This window comes from Maritimimonas sp. 2304DJ26-3 (genome assembly GCF_056591635.1).
Window position 1 is genome coordinate 287,796 of sequence record NZ_JBWQOK010000003.1, and the last position, 19,669, is coordinate 307,464.

19 protein-coding genes are annotated in these 19,669 nt (G+C 31.8%); 15 read left to right on the forward strand and 4 right to left on the reverse strand.

Features of this window, described 5'->3' with window-relative positions; genetic code table 11:
* Positions 1-53: 53 nt before the first annotated feature.
* The 13 genes from AC1EUV_RS09940 to AC1EUV_RS10000 all read left to right on the forward strand — a co-directional run bounded on the left by AC1EUV_RS09940 (position 54) and on the right by AC1EUV_RS10000 (position 11,145).
* Positions 54-1,154, forward strand: a complete 1,101-nt coding sequence (locus AC1EUV_RS09940) for an N-acetylmuramoyl-L-alanine amidase family protein (RefSeq protein ID WP_480198549.1) — start codon at positions 54-56, stop codon at positions 1,152-1,154.
* 69 nt (positions 1,155-1,223) lie between these two features.
* Positions 1,224-2,168 (forward strand): MlaD family protein, encoded by a 945-nt coding sequence (locus tag AC1EUV_RS09945; protein ID WP_480198550.1) that lies wholly within the window; start codon positions 1,224-1,226, stop codon positions 2,166-2,168.
* Position 2,169: 1 nt separating this feature from the next.
* Entirely contained in the window at positions 2,170-2,775 is a 606-nt protein-coding gene (locus tag AC1EUV_RS09950; RefSeq protein ID WP_480198551.1) for a carboxymuconolactone decarboxylase family protein, read from the forward strand.
* Positions 2,776-2,796: 21 nt separating this feature from the next.
* The gene (locus AC1EUV_RS09955) at positions 2,797-4,107 is read left to right on the forward strand and encodes a 4Fe-4S dicluster domain-containing protein (protein WP_480198552.1); all 1,311 of its coding nucleotides are present in this window, start codon (positions 2,797-2,799) and stop codon (positions 4,105-4,107) included.
* Positions 4,097-4,540, forward strand: a complete 444-nt coding sequence (locus AC1EUV_RS09960) for an LNS2 domain-containing protein (protein ID WP_480198553.1) — start codon at positions 4,097-4,099, stop codon at positions 4,538-4,540. Before AC1EUV_RS09955 ends, AC1EUV_RS09960 begins: the two co-directional genes overlap by 11 nt.
* 15 nt (positions 4,541-4,555) lie before the next feature.
* Positions 4,556-5,335, forward strand: a complete 780-nt coding sequence (locus AC1EUV_RS09965; RefSeq protein ID WP_480198554.1) for a (Fe-S)-binding protein — start codon at positions 4,556-4,558, stop codon at positions 5,333-5,335.
* 22 nt (positions 5,336-5,357) lie between these two features.
* Complete coding sequence (locus tag AC1EUV_RS09970; RefSeq protein ID WP_480198555.1) at positions 5,358-5,975, forward strand: SPOR domain-containing protein; 618 nt, start codon at positions 5,358-5,360, stop codon at positions 5,973-5,975.
* Positions 5,976-5,979: 4 nt separating this feature from the next.
* A complete protein-coding gene (locus AC1EUV_RS09975; RefSeq protein WP_480198556.1) occupies positions 5,980-6,879 on the forward strand; it encodes a 1,4-dihydroxy-2-naphthoate polyprenyltransferase in 900 nt (299 codons plus the stop codon).
* Between the two features lie 82 nt (positions 6,880-6,961).
* On the forward strand, positions 6,962-7,639 hold the full coding sequence (locus tag AC1EUV_RS09980) for a metal-dependent hydrolase (RefSeq protein ID WP_480198557.1): 678 nt from the start codon (positions 6,962-6,964) through the stop codon (positions 7,637-7,639).
* Between the two features lie 10 nt (positions 7,640-7,649).
* A complete protein-coding gene (locus AC1EUV_RS09985; protein WP_480198558.1) occupies positions 7,650-8,042 on the forward strand; it encodes a VOC family protein in 393 nt (130 codons plus the stop codon).
* Between the two features lie 13 nt (positions 8,043-8,055).
* Positions 8,056-9,090, forward strand: a complete 1,035-nt coding sequence (locus AC1EUV_RS09990) for an o-succinylbenzoate synthase (protein ID WP_480198559.1) — start codon at positions 8,056-8,058, stop codon at positions 9,088-9,090.
* 30 nt (positions 9,091-9,120) lie between these two features.
* Positions 9,121-10,074: a CPBP family intramembrane glutamic endopeptidase gene (locus AC1EUV_RS09995; RefSeq protein ID WP_480198560.1), complete on the forward strand. Its 954-nt coding sequence runs from the start codon at positions 9,121-9,123 to the stop codon at positions 10,072-10,074.
* 18 nt (positions 10,075-10,092) lie between these two features.
* Complete coding sequence (locus tag AC1EUV_RS10000; protein WP_480198561.1) at positions 10,093-11,145, forward strand: AMP-binding protein; 1,053 nt, start codon at positions 10,093-10,095, stop codon at positions 11,143-11,145.
* Positions 11,146-11,148: 3 nt separating this feature from the next.
* Here AC1EUV_RS10000 and secA read toward each other — a convergent pair whose 3' ends face one another.
* From secA to AC1EUV_RS10020, 4 genes are all read right to left on the reverse strand, one after another.
* Positions 11,149-14,487, reverse strand: coding sequence for a preprotein translocase subunit SecA (gene secA / locus AC1EUV_RS10005; RefSeq protein ID WP_480198562.1), 3,339 nt, complete (start codon positions 14,485-14,487; stop codon positions 11,149-11,151).
* A gap of 156 nt (positions 14,488-14,643) precedes the next feature.
* Positions 14,644-14,865 (reverse strand): DUF2795 domain-containing protein, encoded by a 222-nt coding sequence (locus AC1EUV_RS10010; protein WP_480198563.1) that lies wholly within the window; start codon positions 14,863-14,865, stop codon positions 14,644-14,646.
* A 116-nt stretch (positions 14,866-14,981) separates the two neighbouring features.
* Complete coding sequence (locus AC1EUV_RS10015; RefSeq protein WP_480198564.1) at positions 14,982-15,557, reverse strand: cob(I)yrinic acid a,c-diamide adenosyltransferase; 576 nt, start codon at positions 15,555-15,557, stop codon at positions 14,982-14,984.
* 17 nt (positions 15,558-15,574) lie between these two features.
* On the reverse strand, positions 15,575-16,351 hold the full coding sequence (locus AC1EUV_RS10020; RefSeq protein ID WP_480198565.1) for an O-methyltransferase: 777 nt from the start codon (positions 16,349-16,351) through the stop codon (positions 15,575-15,577).
* Between the two features lie 85 nt (positions 16,352-16,436).
* On the opposite strand from AC1EUV_RS10020, the gene AC1EUV_RS10025 reads away from it, so the two are divergent.
* On the forward strand, positions 16,437-17,225 hold the full coding sequence (locus AC1EUV_RS10025; protein ID WP_480198566.1) for a polysaccharide biosynthesis/export family protein: 789 nt from the start codon (positions 16,437-16,439) through the stop codon (positions 17,223-17,225).
* A gap of 3 nt (positions 17,226-17,228) precedes the next feature.
* Positions 17,229-19,667, forward strand: coding sequence for a GumC family protein (locus AC1EUV_RS10030; protein ID WP_480198567.1), 2,439 nt, complete (start codon positions 17,229-17,231; stop codon positions 19,665-19,667).
* Positions 19,668-19,669: the final 2 nt, after the last annotated feature.

The following is a 19,669-nucleotide window of genomic DNA, read 5'->3' on the forward strand; positions in this document are numbered from 1 at the left end:
GACAAGTTAAAAATATCGGCTATTATTTTCCCCTTAATAATATAAAACAGAGAATGAAAAAGATTTTTACGATTCTATTCATAGCAGGATTAATATGGTTTAATCCAAATGCTATTCTTGCTCAAGAAACTTTTAAAGTAGTTTTAGATGCTGGTCATGGCGGTACCGACCCAGGTAATTTAGGTGTAAAAGGACATAATTATTTAGAGAAGGATATTGTGTTAAGGATTGCATTAAAAGTAGGAAACTTATTAAAAAAGAATAAAGACATTAAAGTAATTTATACTCGAAAAGATGATTCGTTTATTGAGTTATTTGAAAGAGGAAAAATAGCTAATAAAGCTGAAGCAGATTTGTTCATTTCTATTCACTGTGATGCATTCACTCAAACATCGGTTAATGGCGCCGGCACTTTTGTATTAGGACTTCATGCCAACAAGCAAAATTTTGAGCTTGCTAAAAAGGAAAATCAAGTAATCCTTTTGGAGGACAATTATGAACAAAATTATGATGGATTCGACCCAAATTCGCCAGAATCTGTAATTGGTATTACTTTAATGCAAGAGGAATATTTAGATCAAAGTTTATATTTAGCTAGCTTGATTCAAGATAAAATGGTTGCTAAGGCTAAACGTAAAGATCGAAAAGTGAAACAAGCAGGTTTTATAGTATTGCATCAAACATTTATGCCTAGTGTTCTAGTAGAAACCGGTTTTTTAACCAATAAAAATGAAGGCGCATATTTAAACTCTAAAAAGGGGCAACAAGAAATAGCCAATGCAATATATCAAGGCATCATTGCATATAAAAAACAACATGATGCTAATACAGTAGTTGAAGTCAAACCTAAACCAGAGAAGCCTGTTGTAACAAAAGAGGAACCAAGAATTTATAAGGGCGTTGATTTTAAGGTACAAATAGCTTCTAGTTCAAAAAAAGTGAATACAGCTTCGTATAACTTTAAAGGACTTAAGGGAGTTGAACGAATAAGAATTGGAGCTCATCATAAATACTACTACGGCGAAACTTCAGATTATAATGAGGTTAATAGATTAAAGAAACAAGCGCAGCAAAAAGGATACAATTCTGCTTTTGTTGTTGCTTTTAAAAATGGAAAGAAAGTTTCTGTTAAATCGGTTTTGAACGCTCTTTAAAAATAAGCTACACTACTTTTTCTACTGCCAAAAATAATTAGTAATATTGCTTGTGTTAAAAACAATCTATTGAAAATTTCAAGCGAATTAAAAACAGGCTTAATCGCACTCGGTACTATTGCCATTTTTATTTGGGGATTTAGTTATCTAAAAGGAGAAAAATTACTTGATAAGTCTAGGTATTTCTATTCGGAGTATGATAATGTTCAAGGCTTAGAATCATCTGGGTCTGTTACTATTAACGGACTTAAAGTTGGTAAGGTTGATAAGATCTATTTTCACCCGAAGAAAGTAGGAAAACTCATAGTTAAGTTTTCAATAGAGAACCCAATTACTTTTTCTAAAAATAGTATCGCTCAAATTTATGCTCCAGATTTTATTAGTGGAAAATCCATTAAAATTTTACCTAATTATGACGGTACAACGGCAGTTTCTGGAGACTCTTTAAGAGGAAACGTAGAAGCAGGTATTTTGGGAGCATTAAATGATCAAATAGCTCCATTGCAATCTAAAGTAGAAAGTTTTCTAATCAATGCAGATACTTTATTACAAGGCTTTAATCAAATTTTTGATAAAGATGGTCAAACCAATATTAAGCAATCTTTAACAAAACTAAATGCATCACTTTCTTCATTTCAGAATGCTTCAAAATCTTTAGATGGTATGCTTGCTGAAAATGGTAAAATAGATTCTATATTAAGTAATGCAACACGAGCTTCAAAAAACTTGGTTAATCTAACAGATTCATTGAATAATGCGAATCTTAAAGCGACTGTACAGAAATTAGAAACTACAGTGAATCACTTTAATGGTGTGTTAAATAAAGTGAATAAAGGAGAAGGCTCTTTGGGTAAGTTACTAAAGGACGAAGGTTTGTATCAAAATTTAGAAGGCGCTACTAAAGAAATGGAAGAGCTTCTACGTGAGATGAAACTGAACCCTAAGCGATTTGTTCATTTTTCACTCTTTGGTAAAAAACCAAAACCTTACGATACTTCTAAAGAAGAAAATTAATATGGCTTTTATAAAAACCATATCATATAAAGAGGCAACTGGAGCGCTCAAGAGATTATATGACAAGGTAAAAGGCCCAAATAATAATGTAGATAATATAATGTCTATTCATAGTTTGAGACCTCATACAATGAAAGGGCATATGGCACTTTACAAAAACATCCTCCACAACAGTAACAACACATTGCCTAAATGGTTTTTAGAAACTTTAGGTGTATATGTAAGCATATTAAATAATTGTGATTATTGTATAGATCATCACTTTGAAGGATTAAAGAGATTACTCAATGATGATGAGAAATCAACAATTATTAAAAAAAAGTTAATAACTAATTCTTATGAGTCAATCTTCAATAAGGATTATTATTTAGTTTTACGCTACGCTGAAATGCTCACCATATCGCCTGATTCTGTCACAAATAATGTGATTCATGAGATTAAGAATCAAGGTGTTAGTGACGGTGAAATTTTAGAGATCAATCAAGTTATTAGCTATTTTAATTATGCTAATAGAACAGTTTTAGGTCTCGGCGTAAACACAAAAGGTGATATTTTAGGATTATCACCAAATGATTCTAATGATGAGAGTAATTGGAATCATTCGTAAAGATTAAATAACTCGAATTAAATGCAATACGTACCGAATATACTTTTTGCACTATTACTTGTTGTGGGTATAGGTTTCTTTATAAAGAATGTAAAGAAACTTTCAAGGAATATTAAATTAGGTAAAGATGTTGATCGATCAGATAATTCATCAGAGCGATGGAAGAATATGATTAACATAGCTTTAGGGCAATCTAAAATGGTACGTCGCCCGATTGCAGGTTTACTTCATATAATTGTTTACTTAGGGTTTATTATCATTAACATAGAAGTATTAGAAATCATCATAGATGGTTTGTTTGGTACGCATCGTGTTCTATCCTTTTTGGGAGGATTTTATAGCTTTTTAATTGGATCATTTGAAATTTTAGCTGTACTGGTGTTAATCTCTGTTATTCTATTTTGGATTCGTAGAATGGTGCTTCGAATTCCTCGTTTTTGGAATAAGGAAATGAAAGGTTTCCCTAAAAATGATGCATTATATATTTTGTATTTCGAAATGGTACTAATGACCTTGTTTTTGGTAATGAATGCTACCGATGCGTCATTTCAACACGCAGGTTCTGGTAATATTATAAGTCAATTTATTACTCCTTTATTCCAAGGATTTAGTCCAGAAACACTACACTTTATAGAACGAAGTGCTTGGTGGCTACATATTATTGGTATTCTAGTATTCTTAAATTATTTATACTATTCTAAGCATTTGCATATTTTATTAGCTTTCCCAAATACGTATTATGCGAATCTAAAGCCAAAAGGTCAGTTCAACAATTTAGAATCTGTTACTAACGAGGTGAAATTGATGTTAGACCCGAATGCTGATCCATTTGCTGCTCCAGCCGAAATAGAAACTGAAGAAGTGCCAGAAAAGTTTGGTGCAGAAGACGTTACTGATTTGAATTGGGTACAGTTGTTAAATGCATACACATGTACAGAGTGCGGTAGATGTACTTCTTCATGTCCTGCGAATTTGACCGGTAAAGAATTATCGCCCCGTGCAATTATGATGAAAACACGTGATCGCTTAGAAGAGGTAGGTAAGAATATTGACGCAAATGGAGGGGAGTTTAAAGATGACGGTAAGAAATTACTAAATGATTATATAACTCCAGAAGAATTATGGGCATGTACAACTTGCAACGCTTGTGTAGAAGAATGCCCTGTAGATATAGATCCATTATCAATCATTATGGATATGCGTAGGTATTTGGTGATGGAGCAATCTGCAGCGCCTCAAGAATTAAATATGATGATGACCAATATTGAAAATAATGGTGCACCATGGCAATACAATCAAATGGATCGATTAAATTGGAAAGATGAAGAATAAGTTTAATAAAGAATTAACAGAGTTAAGAGACAAGGAGGGTAACTTGTTGAGCCCAGCGTTGGCTGAAGGCGTTAAGAATTACTTAATTGATATTGATGGTACTATTTGTGACGATATACCTAACGAAGAACCAGAAAGAATGTTAACAGCAGAAGTATATCCTGACGCATTAAGAACATTAAATAAATGGTATGATGAAGGACATATTATTTGTTTTTTTACCTCTCGAACAGAAGAGCATAGAACTTATACTGAAATTTGGCTTCGTGAAAATGGGTTTAAATATCATAGTTTATTAATGGGAAAGCCTAGAGGTGGTAATTATCATTGGATAGATAATCATCTGGTAAAAGCAACACGTTATAGAGGGAAATTTACAGATCTTATAGAAAAAGAAGTAACTATTCAAGTCTTTGATGACGGTAAGCATTAATAAAATAAAAGAGTAATGAACGTACCTACAATGGCAGAAATGATGGCTCAAAGCAAGCAACCAGAAATTTTATTCTGGGTAGGTTCAGCGGGTAGTTATGATGATAGAACAAAAAAAATTACTAGAGCTTTTGTAAAAGTATTACATAAAGCAGGTGTGGATTTTGCCGTGTTAGGAACAGAAGAAAGTAGTACGGGTGATGCTGCTAAAAGAGCGGGAAATGAATTTTTATTTCAGATGCAGGCTATGACTAATATTGAAATTTTAAATGCTTACGAGGTTAAAAATATAGTTACTTGTGATCCACACTCCTTTAATACATTTAAAAATGAATACCCAAGTTTAGGAGGCAATTATCAAGTGTGGCACCATACCCAATATATTCAGAAGTTAATTAAAGAAGGGCGTTTAAATGTAGATGGAGATCTCTATAAACAAAAAAGAGTTACATTTCATGATCCTTGTTATTTAGGTAGAGCGAATGAAGAATATGAATCTCCCAGAGAATTGATAAGAAGACTAGGAGTGAATTATGTCGAAATGAATCGTAGTAAGTCTAGAGCTTTATGTTGTGGAGCTGGAGGCGCGCAAATGTTTAAAGAACCTGAAAAAGGAGATAAAGACATAAATGTTTTAAGAACTGAAGATGCCCTTAAAACAAATCCGAATATCATTGCCACTGGTTGTCCTTATTGTAATACTATGATGACCGATGGTATAAAAAATAAAGAAAAAGAACAAGAGGTTGAAGTTTTAGATATAGTAGAGCTTATTGCCAAAGCACAAAATTTGTAATAAAAAAATAGTACCTTAAGCCATGCCTTACATTAAAGACAAAAATTTAGTGAATATTTACGAAGAAGTAGATAAAGCCAATCAGACCATCGGTAAATTAACTGGTCTTTTAAGAGAAGAGGAAGAAAATAATTCTATACTCAAAAAACATAGAGCTATCTTAGGTATTTTCGGGTTGTTATTATTGATATTATTTCTTTGGTCATTTTTGGGGAAAGATGATAGTAAGGTTACAGATAAGTATTTGCATAAAAATAATTTAGCAATTATAGATGCTGATAGTTTAGAAGTTTTAAAAGAAGTTGCTTTAGTATCTACCGATGATGAATTTACTGATGATGGAGAAGGCGGTGGGTTAGCTGGTGAAACAATAGTTTATAGTGTACAGATAGGTGCTTTTACTAACTTTAAAGCACAATTATTTTCAGATGATTTAGCGCATATGAAAGAATTTTCTGAGGGAGGGCTTAATAAGTATGCTATTGGTAATTTTATCACCTATGCAGAGGCCAAACAGTTAAAAGATGATCTTAGAAACCTTGGTTTTAAAGATTGTTTTGTAATCGCTCAGTCTTATGGCGAACCAGTAAACATCAAAGAAGCACTTCAATTGAGTGAAGAAACTCAATATTTAAAATAGAACTATGCTTAAGGCTTTTATAAAAGCTGCTCGTTTACGCACTTTACCCTTATCTATTTCTGGTATTCTTATTGGTAGCGCTCTCGCTTACGCGGAAGATTTTTTTGATTGGAAAATTTTAGTTTTAGCCCTTTTGACCACTATTGGTTTTCAAGTCTTATCAAATTTTGCAAACGATTATGGTGATGGAGTTAAAGGAACTGACAATAAAGATAGAGTAGGACCAGAACGCGCTTTGCAAAGTGGTTCAATTTCACCTAAACAAATGCTGAATGCTATTAAAATAACAGGAATGCTAACCTTCTTAATAGCAATACTATTAATTTATATAGCCTTCGGTTTAAAAGAATATTCAAAATATTTTTTCCTTTTTTTAATTTTTGGTATTGCCAGTATAGCAGCGGCTATTAAATATACAATGGGTAAAAAGGCTTATGGATATAGTGGTTTTGGCGATGTGTTTGTTTTTCTATTTTTTGGTTGGTTAAGTGTGGTAGGAAGCTATTTTTTATTCACTAAGCAGTTAGACTTTGCTGTTTTTCTACCCGCAACATCTATTGGTATGCTTAGCGTTGGTGTCTTGAATCTTAATAACATGCGAGATAGAGAATCTGATGAAAAAGCGGGTAAAAGAACACTAGTTGTAAAGATTGGCGAAGAATTTGCGAAATACTACCATTACTATTTATTAATTGCAGCTTTTTTATTGGCTTTGCTATATGTAACAATGCATTATAAGAGCCCTATTCAATTTTTATTTATTATTGCTTATATACCAATTGCAGTACATCTATTAACTGTTTATAAGAATAGAAATACTAAGTTGCTAGACCCTGAGCTTAAAAAACTGGCATTAAGTACATTTCTATTTGCTATATTATTTTCTTTAGGTTTTATTTTATAATTGTTTTAGTAACTTTAATGTCGTCTTAAAGGACAAATTAGGAATGTTTTATTCCGTTATTTTTCAACGTAAACTTTAAAAAATGAAAATAACCTATTTAGGTCATGCTTCTTTAGCTATTGAAGTCTCCGGTAAGCACTTAATTGTAGATCCTTTTATTTCTGGTAATGAACTAGCAAAGCATATTGATGTAGATGAGCTTAAAGCAGATTATATCTTAGTAACTCATGCGCATCAAGATCATATTTTAGACGTAGATACTATTGCAAAAAATACAGGTGCAAAAATCATTTCAAATTATGAAATAGTAACGCACTATGCCTCAAAGGATATTGAAGGACATCCATTAAACCATGGAGGATCGTGGCAATTTGATTTTGGAAAAGTTACGTATACCAATGCTATTCATACAAGTTCTTTTCCTGACGGAAGTTATGGTGGGCAACCCGGCGGATTTATCCTCGAAACGGATGAGAGTAATATCTACATAGCTGGTGATACTGCTTTAACGTATGATATGAAGCTAGTTCCCGTTAAGGCAAATATAGATTTAGCAATTTTGCCCATAGGAGATAATTTTACAATGGGTATAGATGATGCAGTTATAGCTTCAGATTTTGTAGAATGTAATAAGGTATTAGGCTATCACTATGACACTTTTGGGTATATAAAGATCAATCATATTGAAGCTAAATCGAAATTCTCTGCAAAAAATAAAGAGCTTATCTTGCTAGAAATTAACAATTCAATAACTGTTTAAATTTAAGAATATGGAAAGTAATATGGTTGGCTGGTTTGAAGTACCCGTTACAGATATGAATAGAGCTGTTAAGTTTTATAATAAAGTATTTAATGTAGAAATTTCAATTCATGAGTTGGGGCCATTAACTATGGGATGGTTTCCGTTTACTGAAGACCAAAGTAGACCTGGGGCAGCTGGTTCTTTGGTAAAACACAAAGATGCATACAAACCTTCATCTGACAGTGGAGTATTGATTTATTTTTCTTCTAGAACAGGAGACCTTGACGATGAATTAAGTAGAATAGACGACGCAGGAGGTGAAGTTCTACAACCTAAAACTCAAATCTCAGAAGAATATGGTTATATGGCCTTGTTTATTGATTCAGAAGGGAATAGAATAGCTCTACATTCTCGGAAATAGTTTTTAAGCTTTTATGCAAGCATTTTATAAAAAGTACATTCTTAACTTCAAACAACCAGGGGGCACTTCTCGAGGAATTTTACACACAAAAGAAACATATCTTCTAATTATTGAAGAAAATGATAAGAAAGGAGTAGGAGAATGTGGACTCTTTAGAGGGTTAAGTGCAGATGACAGACCCGATTATGAAGAAAAACTACTATGGGTTTGTAATAATATTCACCTTGGAAAAGATGAAATACTAAAACAGGTCTATGACCTACCTTCGATTCAGTTTGGAGTTGAACAGGCATTTCTATCTTTAGAAAGTGAATCATCTTTTGAATTATTTCCTTCAGAATTTACAAATGGAAATTCTGGAATTGATATTAATGGATTGATTTGGATGGGAGAGGCTTCTTTTATGAAGCAGCAGATTATTGAAAAAATTAATGCTGGTTTTTCTACGGTAAAGTTAAAAATTGGCGCAATAGATTTTGAAACTGAATTAGGTCTCTTAAACTTTATCCGCCAAGAGTTTTCAGAAAAAGATATTGAATTACGGGTAGATGCAAATGGTGCCTTTAAACCTAATGAAGCGCTCGAAAGGTTAAAACAGCTATCGGATTACAATTTGCATTCCATTGAGCAGCCTATCAGAGAGGGTCAATTGCAGAAAATGGCTGAACTATGTGAGAAAACACCTTTGCCTATTGCTTTAGATGAAGAATTGATAGGAGTTTTTAGCTATTCAAATAAAGAAAAACTACTGGATACTATAAAACCACAATACATTATTCTAAAACCAAGTTTAATTGGTGGTTTTAACGGAAGCTCAGAGTGGATTCAATTATCAGAAAGGCACAATGTATCTTGGTGGATTACTTCAGCCTTAGAAAGTAATTTAGGTTTAAACGCTATTGCTCAATTTACTCACTCTTTACAGACTACTATCCCTCAAGGCCTCGGTACAGGTGGATTATTTACCAATAATTTTGATTCACCTCTTGTTGTAAAACAAGGAAAACTGTACTATAACCCTAAATCTCAATGGAAATTCAATCTTTAATCTTATTTTTGATCAAATTTGAAATTTAATATGGATTTTATACAACAAGGATATAAAGGAAATAAAGAATGGTATTGGTATTTATTAACGCTCATCGTTGTATTTGTCTTTTGGCAGATTATTGGAGTTGCTCCACTATCCTTAGTTGCCCTATCACATCTAGGTGGAGATTTAAATGAGTTTATGAAAGCGGGGAATGATGCATTTGCATCTATTGGGATAAACTCTAATTTATACTTGACACTTGCTTTATTAACATTGATTATGGGGCTTGTCGGTTTGATTTTATCAGTCAAATTTATACATAGAAGATTAATTAAAACTATAACTACTAGTAGAGAAAAAGTAGATTGGAAAAGAGTTGCTTTCGCTTTTGCTTTATGGGGAGGTATTTCTCTTTCTTTTATAATTTTAGGTGTTTTCCTAGAACCAGAGAATCTCGTATGGAATTTTAAACCGATTCCATTTTTAATACTTCTTGTAATATCTATTTTACTTATTCCTTTGCAAACTAGTTTTGAAGAACTACTTATGCGCGGATATCTTATGCAGGGCATAGGAGTTTTAGCGAAAAATAGGTGGGTTCCGCTTATCGTTACATCGTTAGTGTTTGGTTTGTTACACGGAGCTAACCCAGAAGTTGCTACTTTAGGCTGGGGAGTAATGGTATTTTATATAGGTACAGGTTTAATGTTTGGTATTACAACGTTGATGGATGAAGGTACTGAAATTGCTTTAGGTATGCATGCGGCCAACAATATAGTAGCAGCTTTATTTATTACTACTGATTGGACAGCATTTCAAACTGATGCATTGTATATAGATACTTCTGAACCTTCTTTAGGCTGGGAGACATATATTCCTGTTTTTATTTTATACCCAATAGTTTTGTTTATTCTTTCTAAAAAATATAACTGGTCTAATTGGCAAAATAAGTTGTTCGGTAAAGTAGAAGAACCTCAATTGATTGCCGAAAATAACTAGTTAGTTATTCTGATCGGAATGAAAAACCTAAGCTTTCATAAAGATTTTCACCTTAATGGAAATCATTTCGTAATTGCGAATGATATATTGAATTATTCTAAAACGCTTTCACCTAGTGTATATACTTTTTTAACGGTTTGGTTTAATAAAAATGATTATGTTGTTGTTCAAACATCTGGTTCTACAGGAAAGTCAAAAGAAATCAAACTTAAGAAAGAACATATGATTAATAGTGCTATTGCTACTAGTAATTACTTTAAGTTACCAAGCAAAACTACAGCACTCTTATGTTTATCAACTGATTTTATTGCTGGTAAAATGATGTTGGTACGAGCTTTGGCCTTAGGTTGGCACTTAGATATAGTTGACGTGAATTCTAATCCATTAGAAGGCATCAGAAAAAGCTATGACTTTTCGGCTATGATACCGCTACAGGTTTTTAATTCGCTAACAAAACTTTCAAAAATTAAGAAATTAATTATCGGGGGAGGTGTAGTTTCAAGAGAATTGGAACATAAGATTCAAAATATTTCTACTGAATGTTTTGCCACTTATGGCATGACTGAAACGATTACTCATATAGCAGTTAAGAAGCTAAATCATAATCCAGCATCATTTTATGAAGTTTTACACAATGTTATAATCTCAAAAGACAAGCGTAATTGTTTAGTAATAAATGCTCCAAATATTTCAGATCAAATGATAATTACCAATGACCTCGTAGAAATTATTTCTCAAACTGAATTCAAGTGGTTAGGTCGTTACGATAATATTATTAATTCTGGAGGAATTAAATTAATACCAGAACAAATTGAGTTAAAGTTATCTGAAGAAATTGATAGCCGATTTTTTGTAGCTGGCGTATCAGATAAAGTTTTAGGAGAGAAATTAGTTTTAATTATTGAAGGAAAAGAGGATAGAAACATCCTCAAATCTCAAATCTCAAATCTCAAGCTTTTAAGTAAGTTCGAAATTCCAAAAGAAGTTCATTGCATTCCTAAATTTATAGAAACCGAAACAAAAAAAATCCAACGTCAAAAGACATTGGATTTGATTTTTTCTAATAAATAGATTTTAGTCAACTAACACCCATTCACCTTTTTCAATTAATGGGATAGCTTGTTTATACTTTACTTCTTTACTTTGGCCATTCATAACATGCTTAATAGTCACACGTTCATTACGACCAATTTTACGTTCAGTGCGAACAATAGTTTCAGTAACATGCTGCTCTTGAGTTTGATTAGTAGAAGTATCTTGTGTTGGACTTCTAAAATCAGCCTTACTCACTTGCACTTTTTCTCGCTTTTGCTCACTAGCTTGTGAAACCTGATTCGCATTTTGATTAGGTAATTCACCTTTAAATAAGAATGATAGCACTTCCTTATTTACTTTGTCAATCATCTTTTTAAATAATTCAAATGCTTCAAACTTATAGATCAACAAAGGATCCTTTTGCTCATAAGTAGCATTCTGAACAGATTGTTTTAATTCATCCATTTGACGTAAATGATCTTTCCATGTTTCATCAATAATGGCTAAAGAGATATTCTTTTCAAAATCAGTTACTAGTTGTTTTCCTTTAGATTCATATGCTTCCTTAAGATTTGTAACAACATTTAATGTTTTTACACCATCAGTAAAAGGGACGGCAATACGCTCATATTGATTCCCTTGTTTTTCATAAACATCTTTGATTACAGGATATACTACATCTGCATTACGTACTATCTTATCTTGATAATGTTTGTAAACTACATCGAACAATTCATTAATTAATTCTTGTTCAGTTTTATTCTCAAATTCTTCTTTGCTAAAAGGAGAAGAAGTAGAAGAGAAACGAATGAGCTCAAATTCAAAATTTGAATAATCATTTGCAGCTTTATTCTCTAGTACAATGCTTTCACAAGTATCGTAAACCATATTTACAATATCAACCTGAAGTCGTTCACCATACAATGCATGTTTACGACGCTTATATACGACTTCACGTTGAGCATTCATAATATCATCATATTCTAACAGACGTTTACGAATACCAAAGTTATTTTCTTCAACTTTCTTCTGTGCACGCTCAATAGATTTAGAGATCATAGAATGCTGAATCATTTCGCCTTCTTTTAGCCCCATTCTATCCATCATCTTCGCTACACGTTCAGATCCAAACAAACGCATTAAATTATCTTCTAGAGATACATAGAATTGTGAAGAACCAACGTCACCTTGACGACCTGCACGGCCCCGTAATTGCCTGTCTACGCGACGAGAGTCATGACGTTCAGTACCTATAATTGCTAATCCGCCAGAGTTTAGCACCTCATCAGATAGTTTAATATCCGTACCACGACCAGCCATATTAGTTGCAATAGTTACTACACCAGGTTGGCCAGCTTCAGCTACAATGTCTGCTTCTTTTTTATGAAGTTTAGCATTTAATACATTGTGTTTTATTTTTCTTATTGCAAGCATTCTACCGAGTAATTCAGAAATTTCTACAGAAGTAGTACCAACTAATACTGGTCTCCCGACACTAACCAGTTCAACAATTTCATCGATTACCGCATTGTATTTTTCTCGTTTCGTTTTGTAAATTAAATCCTCTCTATCATCACGAGCTAAGGGTTTGTTTGTTGGTATCTCAACAACATCTAATTTGTAGATTTCCCAAAACTCGCCGGCTTCAGTGACGGCTGTACCAGTCATACCAGAAAGTTTGCGATACATTCTAAAATAGTTCTGTAAAGTAATTGTTGCAAACGTCTGCGTTGCATCTTCAATTTTTACATTCTCCTTTGCTTCAATTGCTTGATGTAATCCATCAGAGTAACGACGACCATCCATTACACGACCAGTTTGTTCATCAACAATCTTAATCTTGTCATCCATTAAAACATACTCAACATCTTTTTCGAAAAGTGTGTATGCTTTTAATAACTGATTCAATGTGTGTATACGCTCACTTTTAATACTAAAATCACGATAGAGCTCTTCTTTTGCCTTTGCTTTCGCTTCGGCATCATTATCTTCTTTATCTATTTTAGCTATCTCAATACCAATATCAGGTAATACAAAGAAGTTTTCGCCTTTATCTTTACTTCCGGATAAATACTCTATTCCTTTATCAGTCAGTTCTATGGAATTATTTTTTTCATCAATCACAAAATACAAAGCCTCATCAATCTTTGGCATTTCACGATTGTTATCTTGCATATAAAAGTTCTCAGTCTTTTGCAATAATTGCTTAATACCTTCTTGACTTAAAAACTTTATTAGTGCTTTATTTTTTGGTAATCCTCTAAAAACTCGCAATAAGTGAAAAGCGCCTTCTTTAGTATCACCTTCAGCTATCATTTTTTTAGCATCCGCTAATACTCCAGTAAGAAAAGTACGTTGCGTTTTTACAATGTCATCAACCTTAGGTTTTAGTTCATTGAATTCGTGACGATCACCTTGAGGAGTTGCTCCTGAGATAATTAAAGGTGTACGAGCATCATCTACTAAAACAGAATCTACCTCATCTATAATAGCATAATTATGAGGACGCTGTACCAGATCGTTTGGCGAATGAGCCATATTATCACGCAAATAATCAAAACCAAATTCATTATTGGTCCCATAGGTGATATCTGCATTATATGCTTTTCTACGTGCATCTGAATTTGGTCGATGATAATCAACACAGTCTATACTTAATCCATGAAAACCAAAAATAGGTCCCATCCAAGCAGCATCACGTTTTGCTAGATAATCATTTACGGTAACTACATGTACTCCTTTTCCCGTTAAAGCATTTAGATAAATAGGTAATGTTGCAACTAATGTTTTACCTTCGCCAGTCATCATTTCGGCAATCTTACCTCGATGTAATACTGAACCACCAATCAATTGCACATCATAATGGATCATATCCCAAGTAATTGGTTTGCCTGCGGCATCCCATGAATTACTCCAAATGGCTTTATCACTTTCAAGTGTAACATAGTCACCTTCTGCCGAAAGTTCCCTGTCAAAAGGAGTAGCGATAACAGTTAATGTTTTGTTATTAGTAAAACGCTTTGCGGTTTCTTTAATGACTGCAAAAGCTTCAGGTAAGATTTCGTTTAGAACAGTTTCAGAAGTTTCATAAATTTCATCATTTAAAGCGTCAATTTCTTTATAAATTTCTTCTTTACGATCTATATCTGCTGTATCAATTTCGTTTTTAAGCGCTAGAATTTTATCCTCAGCAACTTGAGTTGCATCTTTAATTTTTTGTTTGAACTCGCTAGTTTTATTACGTAACTCATCGATTGATAATGCTTTCATTTTACTATCAAAAGCTCTAACTGCATCAACAACTGGTTGTAATTCTTTTAAGTCTTTCTTGCGTTTATCTCCCACAAAGACCTTTAAAACTGAATTTAAAAGGCTCATAATTTCTTATTCAAAATGTTTAAGTAAATAGTAACAATTACTATTGATTTTTTGCAAGCACAAATATACTTATTGTGTTGCCTGTTTTATAATTTAATCCGTTAAATATGTAACCTAACGACAAAAAAAAAGTCTCAATTTTGAGACTTTAGGTTTTTAATATTCATCTTCGTTCCAGAGAAAATCCTCATCAGTAGGATAATCTGGCCAAATCTCTTGAATGATCTCATAGGATTCACCTTCATCTTCAATTGCTTGTAAATTTTCTACAACTTCAAGAGGAGCACCCGTTCTGATAGCGTAATCTATCAATTCATCTTTAGTGGCTGGCCAAGGTGCGTCACTTAAGTACGATGCTAATTCTAATGTCCAATACATAGCGTAATCTATAAATTTTTAATTTTTGCAAATGTAATTTTTTTAAGCAAAAAAGCAAGTTTTTTATAAATTATTTTTTTCGATAAAAAAAGAACATCATTTTTATTCTATTTTCGCTACTCATTTTTCTTAGGAATCCAAGGAATTTCTGTAGCTTGATTATCGATGGTCAATTTTCGTGCCAGTACAAAAAGATAGTCAGAAAGTCGGTTTAAGTATGATATGATGGTTTTGTCAATTACTTCTTCTTCGTTAAGATACACTACCAAACGTTCTGTTCTTCTACAGATACAACGAGCTATATGACAGAATGACACTGTTTGATGACCACCTGGAAGAATAAAATGAGTCATTTGAGGTAAAGTCTGTTCCATAAAGTCAATTTCTTTTTCAAGGAATTGAATATCTTCTTGAGAAATTTTAGGAATATTGAGTCGATCTTTACCACTTTTTAATTTTTCCTTTTCAGGAGGAGTTGCAAGCATTGCTCCCAAAGTAAAAATTTCATTTTGAACTTTTAATAATGTTTCTGAGGTTCTAACATCAATTTTTTGATCACGAATTAATCCTATGTAAGAGTTTAGCTCATCAGCAGTACCATAAGCCTCGATACGGGCATGATATTTAGGAACACGTGTACCTCCATATAATGCTGTGGTACCTTTATCGCCAGTTTTAGTGTAGATTTTCATAAAGCGAATTTATAGATTTAAACACGAATTGTGAAATGTTCTTTTTCTTGTTCTTTACGGAAAAAAACAATGCCCCATTGAATAGTATCTATTGTTATTGTCACTTTTGGATGTGCTTTAATATAATTCCATGCCTCAGACATACCTTCACTCCAATAAATATCATCAAAAATAAAAACAGAATCATTATGAATATGGTTGAGGCATTGTTCAAAATATTCAATTGTTGGTTTTTTTTGATGATTACCATCAAAATATATGAGATCAAAGATGTTATTGTCTAAAACTTTTGATAATGTGATTTTAAATTCGCCAATTACTAAATTTACATTATCAAAATTAAATTTATCAAATTGTTGTTGCGCAATTTTTGCTGTTTCAGGGCAGCCTTCAAGGGTTTGAATAGTACCACTTTTTGGTCTTCCTAGAGAAAGACTAGCCGTAGCAATACCTAAAGATGTACCTATTTCAAGAATATTTTTACAATCAAAATAGTTAATTAATCTATAAAGTAATTGAGCTCTTTTTTTTGAAATTCCAGCATTTTTAGCAATAGACGAAATTTTTCTCTGATTATCTAAAACCTTAGAACCTGCACCAAAATCTGCAACATTAATTTCAGAGCTATTTTTTAATAATCCGCACCTATAATCAGATAGAATTTGATAATCTTCATAATGAAATTTATCATAAAAACATTTTGTAATTAAATTATATACAAATGGGGAATGTATTCCATGCTGATTTGTTGACTTTAAAAAGAACTTTAAATAGGATTTTATTTGAAAAAACATCGTTAATTTCTTGTGTTCGAAAATAGGTAGAAATATTATTTTAATAAACAATTAAAAATTATATTTGCCGTTAGTTTAAAATTATATGATGCAGCGTATATTGATTATTCTTTTGTTGAGTATTTTTACAACCTCGTGTATACCAAGAAAAGATCTAGTTTATTTTCAGGGAGAGCCTAATCAAAAAGGTTCGATTCATAAAATATTAAATGAGCCTTATAAATTACAAGTAAATGATATTCTTGATATACGAATTAAGGCAGCTGATGGGGAATTAGTAGCGCTTTTTAGTCAAAATCAAGAACAAGCAAATTCAGGGGGTCAAGTTAGTGAAGAGAATTTATATTTTACATCTTATACGGTTGATAGGCAAGGAAATATAAGAATTCCTTATTTAGGAGAGTTAAATGTTTTGGGGTACACCGAAAAAGAGGTAAGAGAAAAGATAGAAAAAGAATTTGAATCCTTTTTCAAAAACCCTCAAGACATTTTTATTACAGTTAAATTGGCTGGTATTCGTTTTACTGTTTTAGGGGAAATTGAAAACCCTGGCACATTAGTTTTATTTCAAAACCAAGTTAGTGTAGTAGAAGCTATTGCCAGCGCGGGGGATATAACTTTAACTGGAAATAGAAGAAAAATAATTATAGTTAGAAAGAATATTGATGGAACTAAAAAATTTAGTATAGATCTTACCAACATATCTGCTTTTAATTCTGAATCGTATTATATTCAATCAAATGATGTTATTTATATAGAACCCTTAAAGCAAAAATCTTGGGGTACTGGAACTACAGGATTACAAACATTAACAACCATAGTTACTATCGTTTCTTTAGTAGCATCATCTATTTTAATTTCTAGAAACTTATAATTAATGGCAAAATTAGATAAGTTTGATATAGATATAAATGACATTAAATCTTTTGATTTAAAAGAATATATATTTAAAATACTTTCTTATTGGAAATTGTTTTTAGTAATGTTGATAATAGGATTACTAATCACTTTTTATATTAATAGACGTAAGCAAAGAATATATAAGCTTAGTAGCATTATCACAGTTAAGGATGAACAGAATCCATTATTTAATGCCAGTACAAATATTGCATTTAATTGGGGTGGACCGAGTGATAAAGTTGAAACAATTAAAACGATTTTAACCTCAAGAACACATAATGAAAAAGTTGTTAAAAAATTACGCTATTATGTAAATTATTTACAAGAAGGAAGATTTAGATCAATAGATGTTTATGGAAAGGTGCCTTTTGAGATAATTCCTGATTCCAATAGTTACCAACTTTTATATACCCCAATTGAAATCGAATTTTTAGATAATAATGAAGTTTCTTTAACGGTGAATTTTCAAGGTGAAAGTGCATCCTTGATTAATTATATAGATAATGATATAAATAATTATATAGTAGATCAAAGTTCATTTACGCAAAAATTTAGTGTTAATCAAACAGTCACTACTGATTTTCTTAGTTTTAAAATTGATAAAAAGAAAGTATTATCTGATTTGACAGGGAAGAAGTATATAATAATGTTTAATAGTTTTGACGGAACGGTAAGTACATATCAAAGAATTTTTGTTGATAATTTGAAAGATGGCACGTCAATCTTAGAATTAAGCCTAACAGGGTCAAATAAAAATAGAATTGTTGACTACATTAATACAACAGTAGAAATTTTGGATGAGGATCAACGTGAACAAAAAATACAATATGCTCAAAGGACAAAAGATTATATTGATACTGTATTTAATATAGCCTCAACTAACTTAAAAAATATTGAAAAGGACTTAGGTAATTATAAACAAAAAAACAAAGTATACGACTTGAGTGTAGAAGGTCAAGCTTTGTACCAAAATTTAACTGAACTAGATAAGCGACAACAAGAAATTAGTTCGAGACTGAAATATTTTGAAAATCTTGAAGAATATATTTTGGTTAATAATGAAATTAATGAAGATATACCCGCTCCCGTAAATGTAGGGATTGAAGACGCTAATATAACAAATAATATAGTTGAATTAGTAAACCTCTCTAAGCAAAAAAAGAATTTAGAAAAGACTGTTAATTCAAATTACCCTCCTTTAAAGAAAATTGATAACCAAATAAATATTACAAGAGATGTAATTTTGGAAAACATTGCCAATTTAAAAAGTGCTACAAAAAATAATTTATTAAGTATCAAAAGTAGATTAGGAACATATAACTCCCGATTGAACACCTTACCAAAAAAAGAACAAGGGTTAGTTAAATATCAACGAGACTATAATTTAACAGCAGCAAATTATGAATATTTAAAACAAAAACAATATGAAGCTGGAACTGCTATAGCAGCAAATGTTTCTGATGTTAAAATTTTAGATAAAGCAAAAGATATAGGCCAAGCACCAATTAGCCCTAAACCTCTTTTTAACTATCTCGTAGCCGCATTATTAAGTTTAGGAATACCATTTCTATATATTATTATTAAAGAAGCTTTAAGTAATAAAATTCTTACGGTCGAGGAAATAGAAAAGAAGTATAATATACCAGTTTTGGGAGTAGTAGGTAATAGTTTAATAAATAATTATTTAGCAGTTTTTAATAAACCAAAGTCTTCATTAGCAGAAGCGTTTAGGGCTTTGAGGTCTAATATACAATTTCTATTTAAAAAAGAAAGTGACTCAAAAACAATTCTTGTAACCTCTTCTGTGAGTGGAGAAGGAAAAACGTTATGTTCTATAAGTATGGCCTCAGTATTTGCAATGAGTGATAAAAAAACCGTTTTATTAGGGCTTGATTTAAGAAAACCAAAATTACATGAAGATTTTGAAATTAGTAATAATACAGGTATAACAAATTTTTTAATTGGCCAGAAGGAGATTGAAGACATAATTCAAAATACCAAGATCCCTAATTTGGATATAATACCATCCGGTCCAGTGCCTCCAAACCCATCAGAGTTAATACTAAGTAACCAGACAAAAGAAATGATGTCTTTTTTAAAAGAGAAATATGACTATATTATAATCGATACACCACCAGTTGGTTTAGTAGCAGATGCTATAGAATTGTTTAAATATGCCGACGCAATTATATACATAATTAGACAAAATTATACACAACGAGGAATGCCAAAAATGATTGATGATAAATATTTAAACGGAGAAGTGAAAAACATTAGCTATGTATTGAATGACTTTTCAGTTAAGGATGGATATGGATATGGATATGGATATGGCGGTTATGCATATGGTAAATATGGAAACGGTTATCATAGTGATGAGGCTATACCTTGGTATAAAAGAATATTTAAAAAGTAAAA

What these genes read in the sequence shown, in the direction of transcription:
- AC1EUV_RS09980 (WP_480198557.1), top strand. Translation starts at nt 6,962, where the DNA reads ATGAAAATAACCTATTTAGGTCATGCTTCTTTAGCTATTGAAGTCTCC.
- AC1EUV_RS10010 (WP_480198563.1), bottom strand. Translation starts at nt 14,865, where the DNA reads ATGTATTGGACATTAGAATTAGCATCGTACTTAAGTGACGCACCTTGG.
- AC1EUV_RS10030 (WP_480198567.1), top strand. Translation starts at nt 17,229, where the DNA reads ATGGCAAAATTAGATAAGTTTGATATAGATATAAATGACATTAAATCT.
- AC1EUV_RS09970 (WP_480198555.1), top strand. Translation starts at nt 5,358, where the DNA reads ATGCCTTACATTAAAGACAAAAATTTAGTGAATATTTACGAAGAAGTA.
- AC1EUV_RS10000 (WP_480198561.1), top strand. Translation starts at nt 10,093, where the DNA reads ATGAAAAACCTAAGCTTTCATAAAGATTTTCACCTTAATGGAAATCAT.
- AC1EUV_RS09960 (WP_480198553.1), top strand. Translation starts at nt 4,097, where the DNA reads ATGAAGAATAAGTTTAATAAAGAATTAACAGAGTTAAGAGACAAGGAG.
- AC1EUV_RS09975 (WP_480198556.1), top strand. Translation starts at nt 5,980, where the DNA reads ATGCTTAAGGCTTTTATAAAAGCTGCTCGTTTACGCACTTTACCCTTA.
- AC1EUV_RS09985 (WP_480198558.1), top strand. Translation starts at nt 7,650, where the DNA reads ATGGAAAGTAATATGGTTGGCTGGTTTGAAGTACCCGTTACAGATATG.
- secA (WP_480198562.1), bottom strand. Translation starts at nt 14,487, where the DNA reads ATGAGCCTTTTAAATTCAGTTTTAAAGGTCTTTGTGGGAGATAAACGC.
- AC1EUV_RS09965 (WP_480198554.1), top strand. Translation starts at nt 4,556, where the DNA reads ATGAACGTACCTACAATGGCAGAAATGATGGCTCAAAGCAAGCAACCA.
- AC1EUV_RS09990 (WP_480198559.1), top strand. Translation starts at nt 8,056, where the DNA reads ATGCAAGCATTTTATAAAAAGTACATTCTTAACTTCAAACAACCAGGG.
- AC1EUV_RS10015 (WP_480198564.1), bottom strand. Translation starts at nt 15,557, where the DNA reads ATGAAAATCTACACTAAAACTGGCGATAAAGGTACCACAGCATTATAT.
- AC1EUV_RS10025 (WP_480198566.1), top strand. Translation starts at nt 16,437, where the DNA reads ATGATGCAGCGTATATTGATTATTCTTTTGTTGAGTATTTTTACAACC.
- AC1EUV_RS09955 (WP_480198552.1), top strand. Translation starts at nt 2,797, where the DNA reads ATGCAATACGTACCGAATATACTTTTTGCACTATTACTTGTTGTGGGT.
- AC1EUV_RS10020 (WP_480198565.1), bottom strand. Translation starts at nt 16,351, where the DNA reads ATGTTTTTTCAAATAAAATCCTATTTAAAGTTCTTTTTAAAGTCAACA.
- AC1EUV_RS09940 (WP_480198549.1), top strand. Translation starts at nt 54, where the DNA reads ATGAAAAAGATTTTTACGATTCTATTCATAGCAGGATTAATATGGTTT.
- AC1EUV_RS09995 (WP_480198560.1), top strand. Translation starts at nt 9,121, where the DNA reads ATGGATTTTATACAACAAGGATATAAAGGAAATAAAGAATGGTATTGG.
- AC1EUV_RS09950 (WP_480198551.1), top strand. Translation starts at nt 2,170, where the DNA reads ATGGCTTTTATAAAAACCATATCATATAAAGAGGCAACTGGAGCGCTC.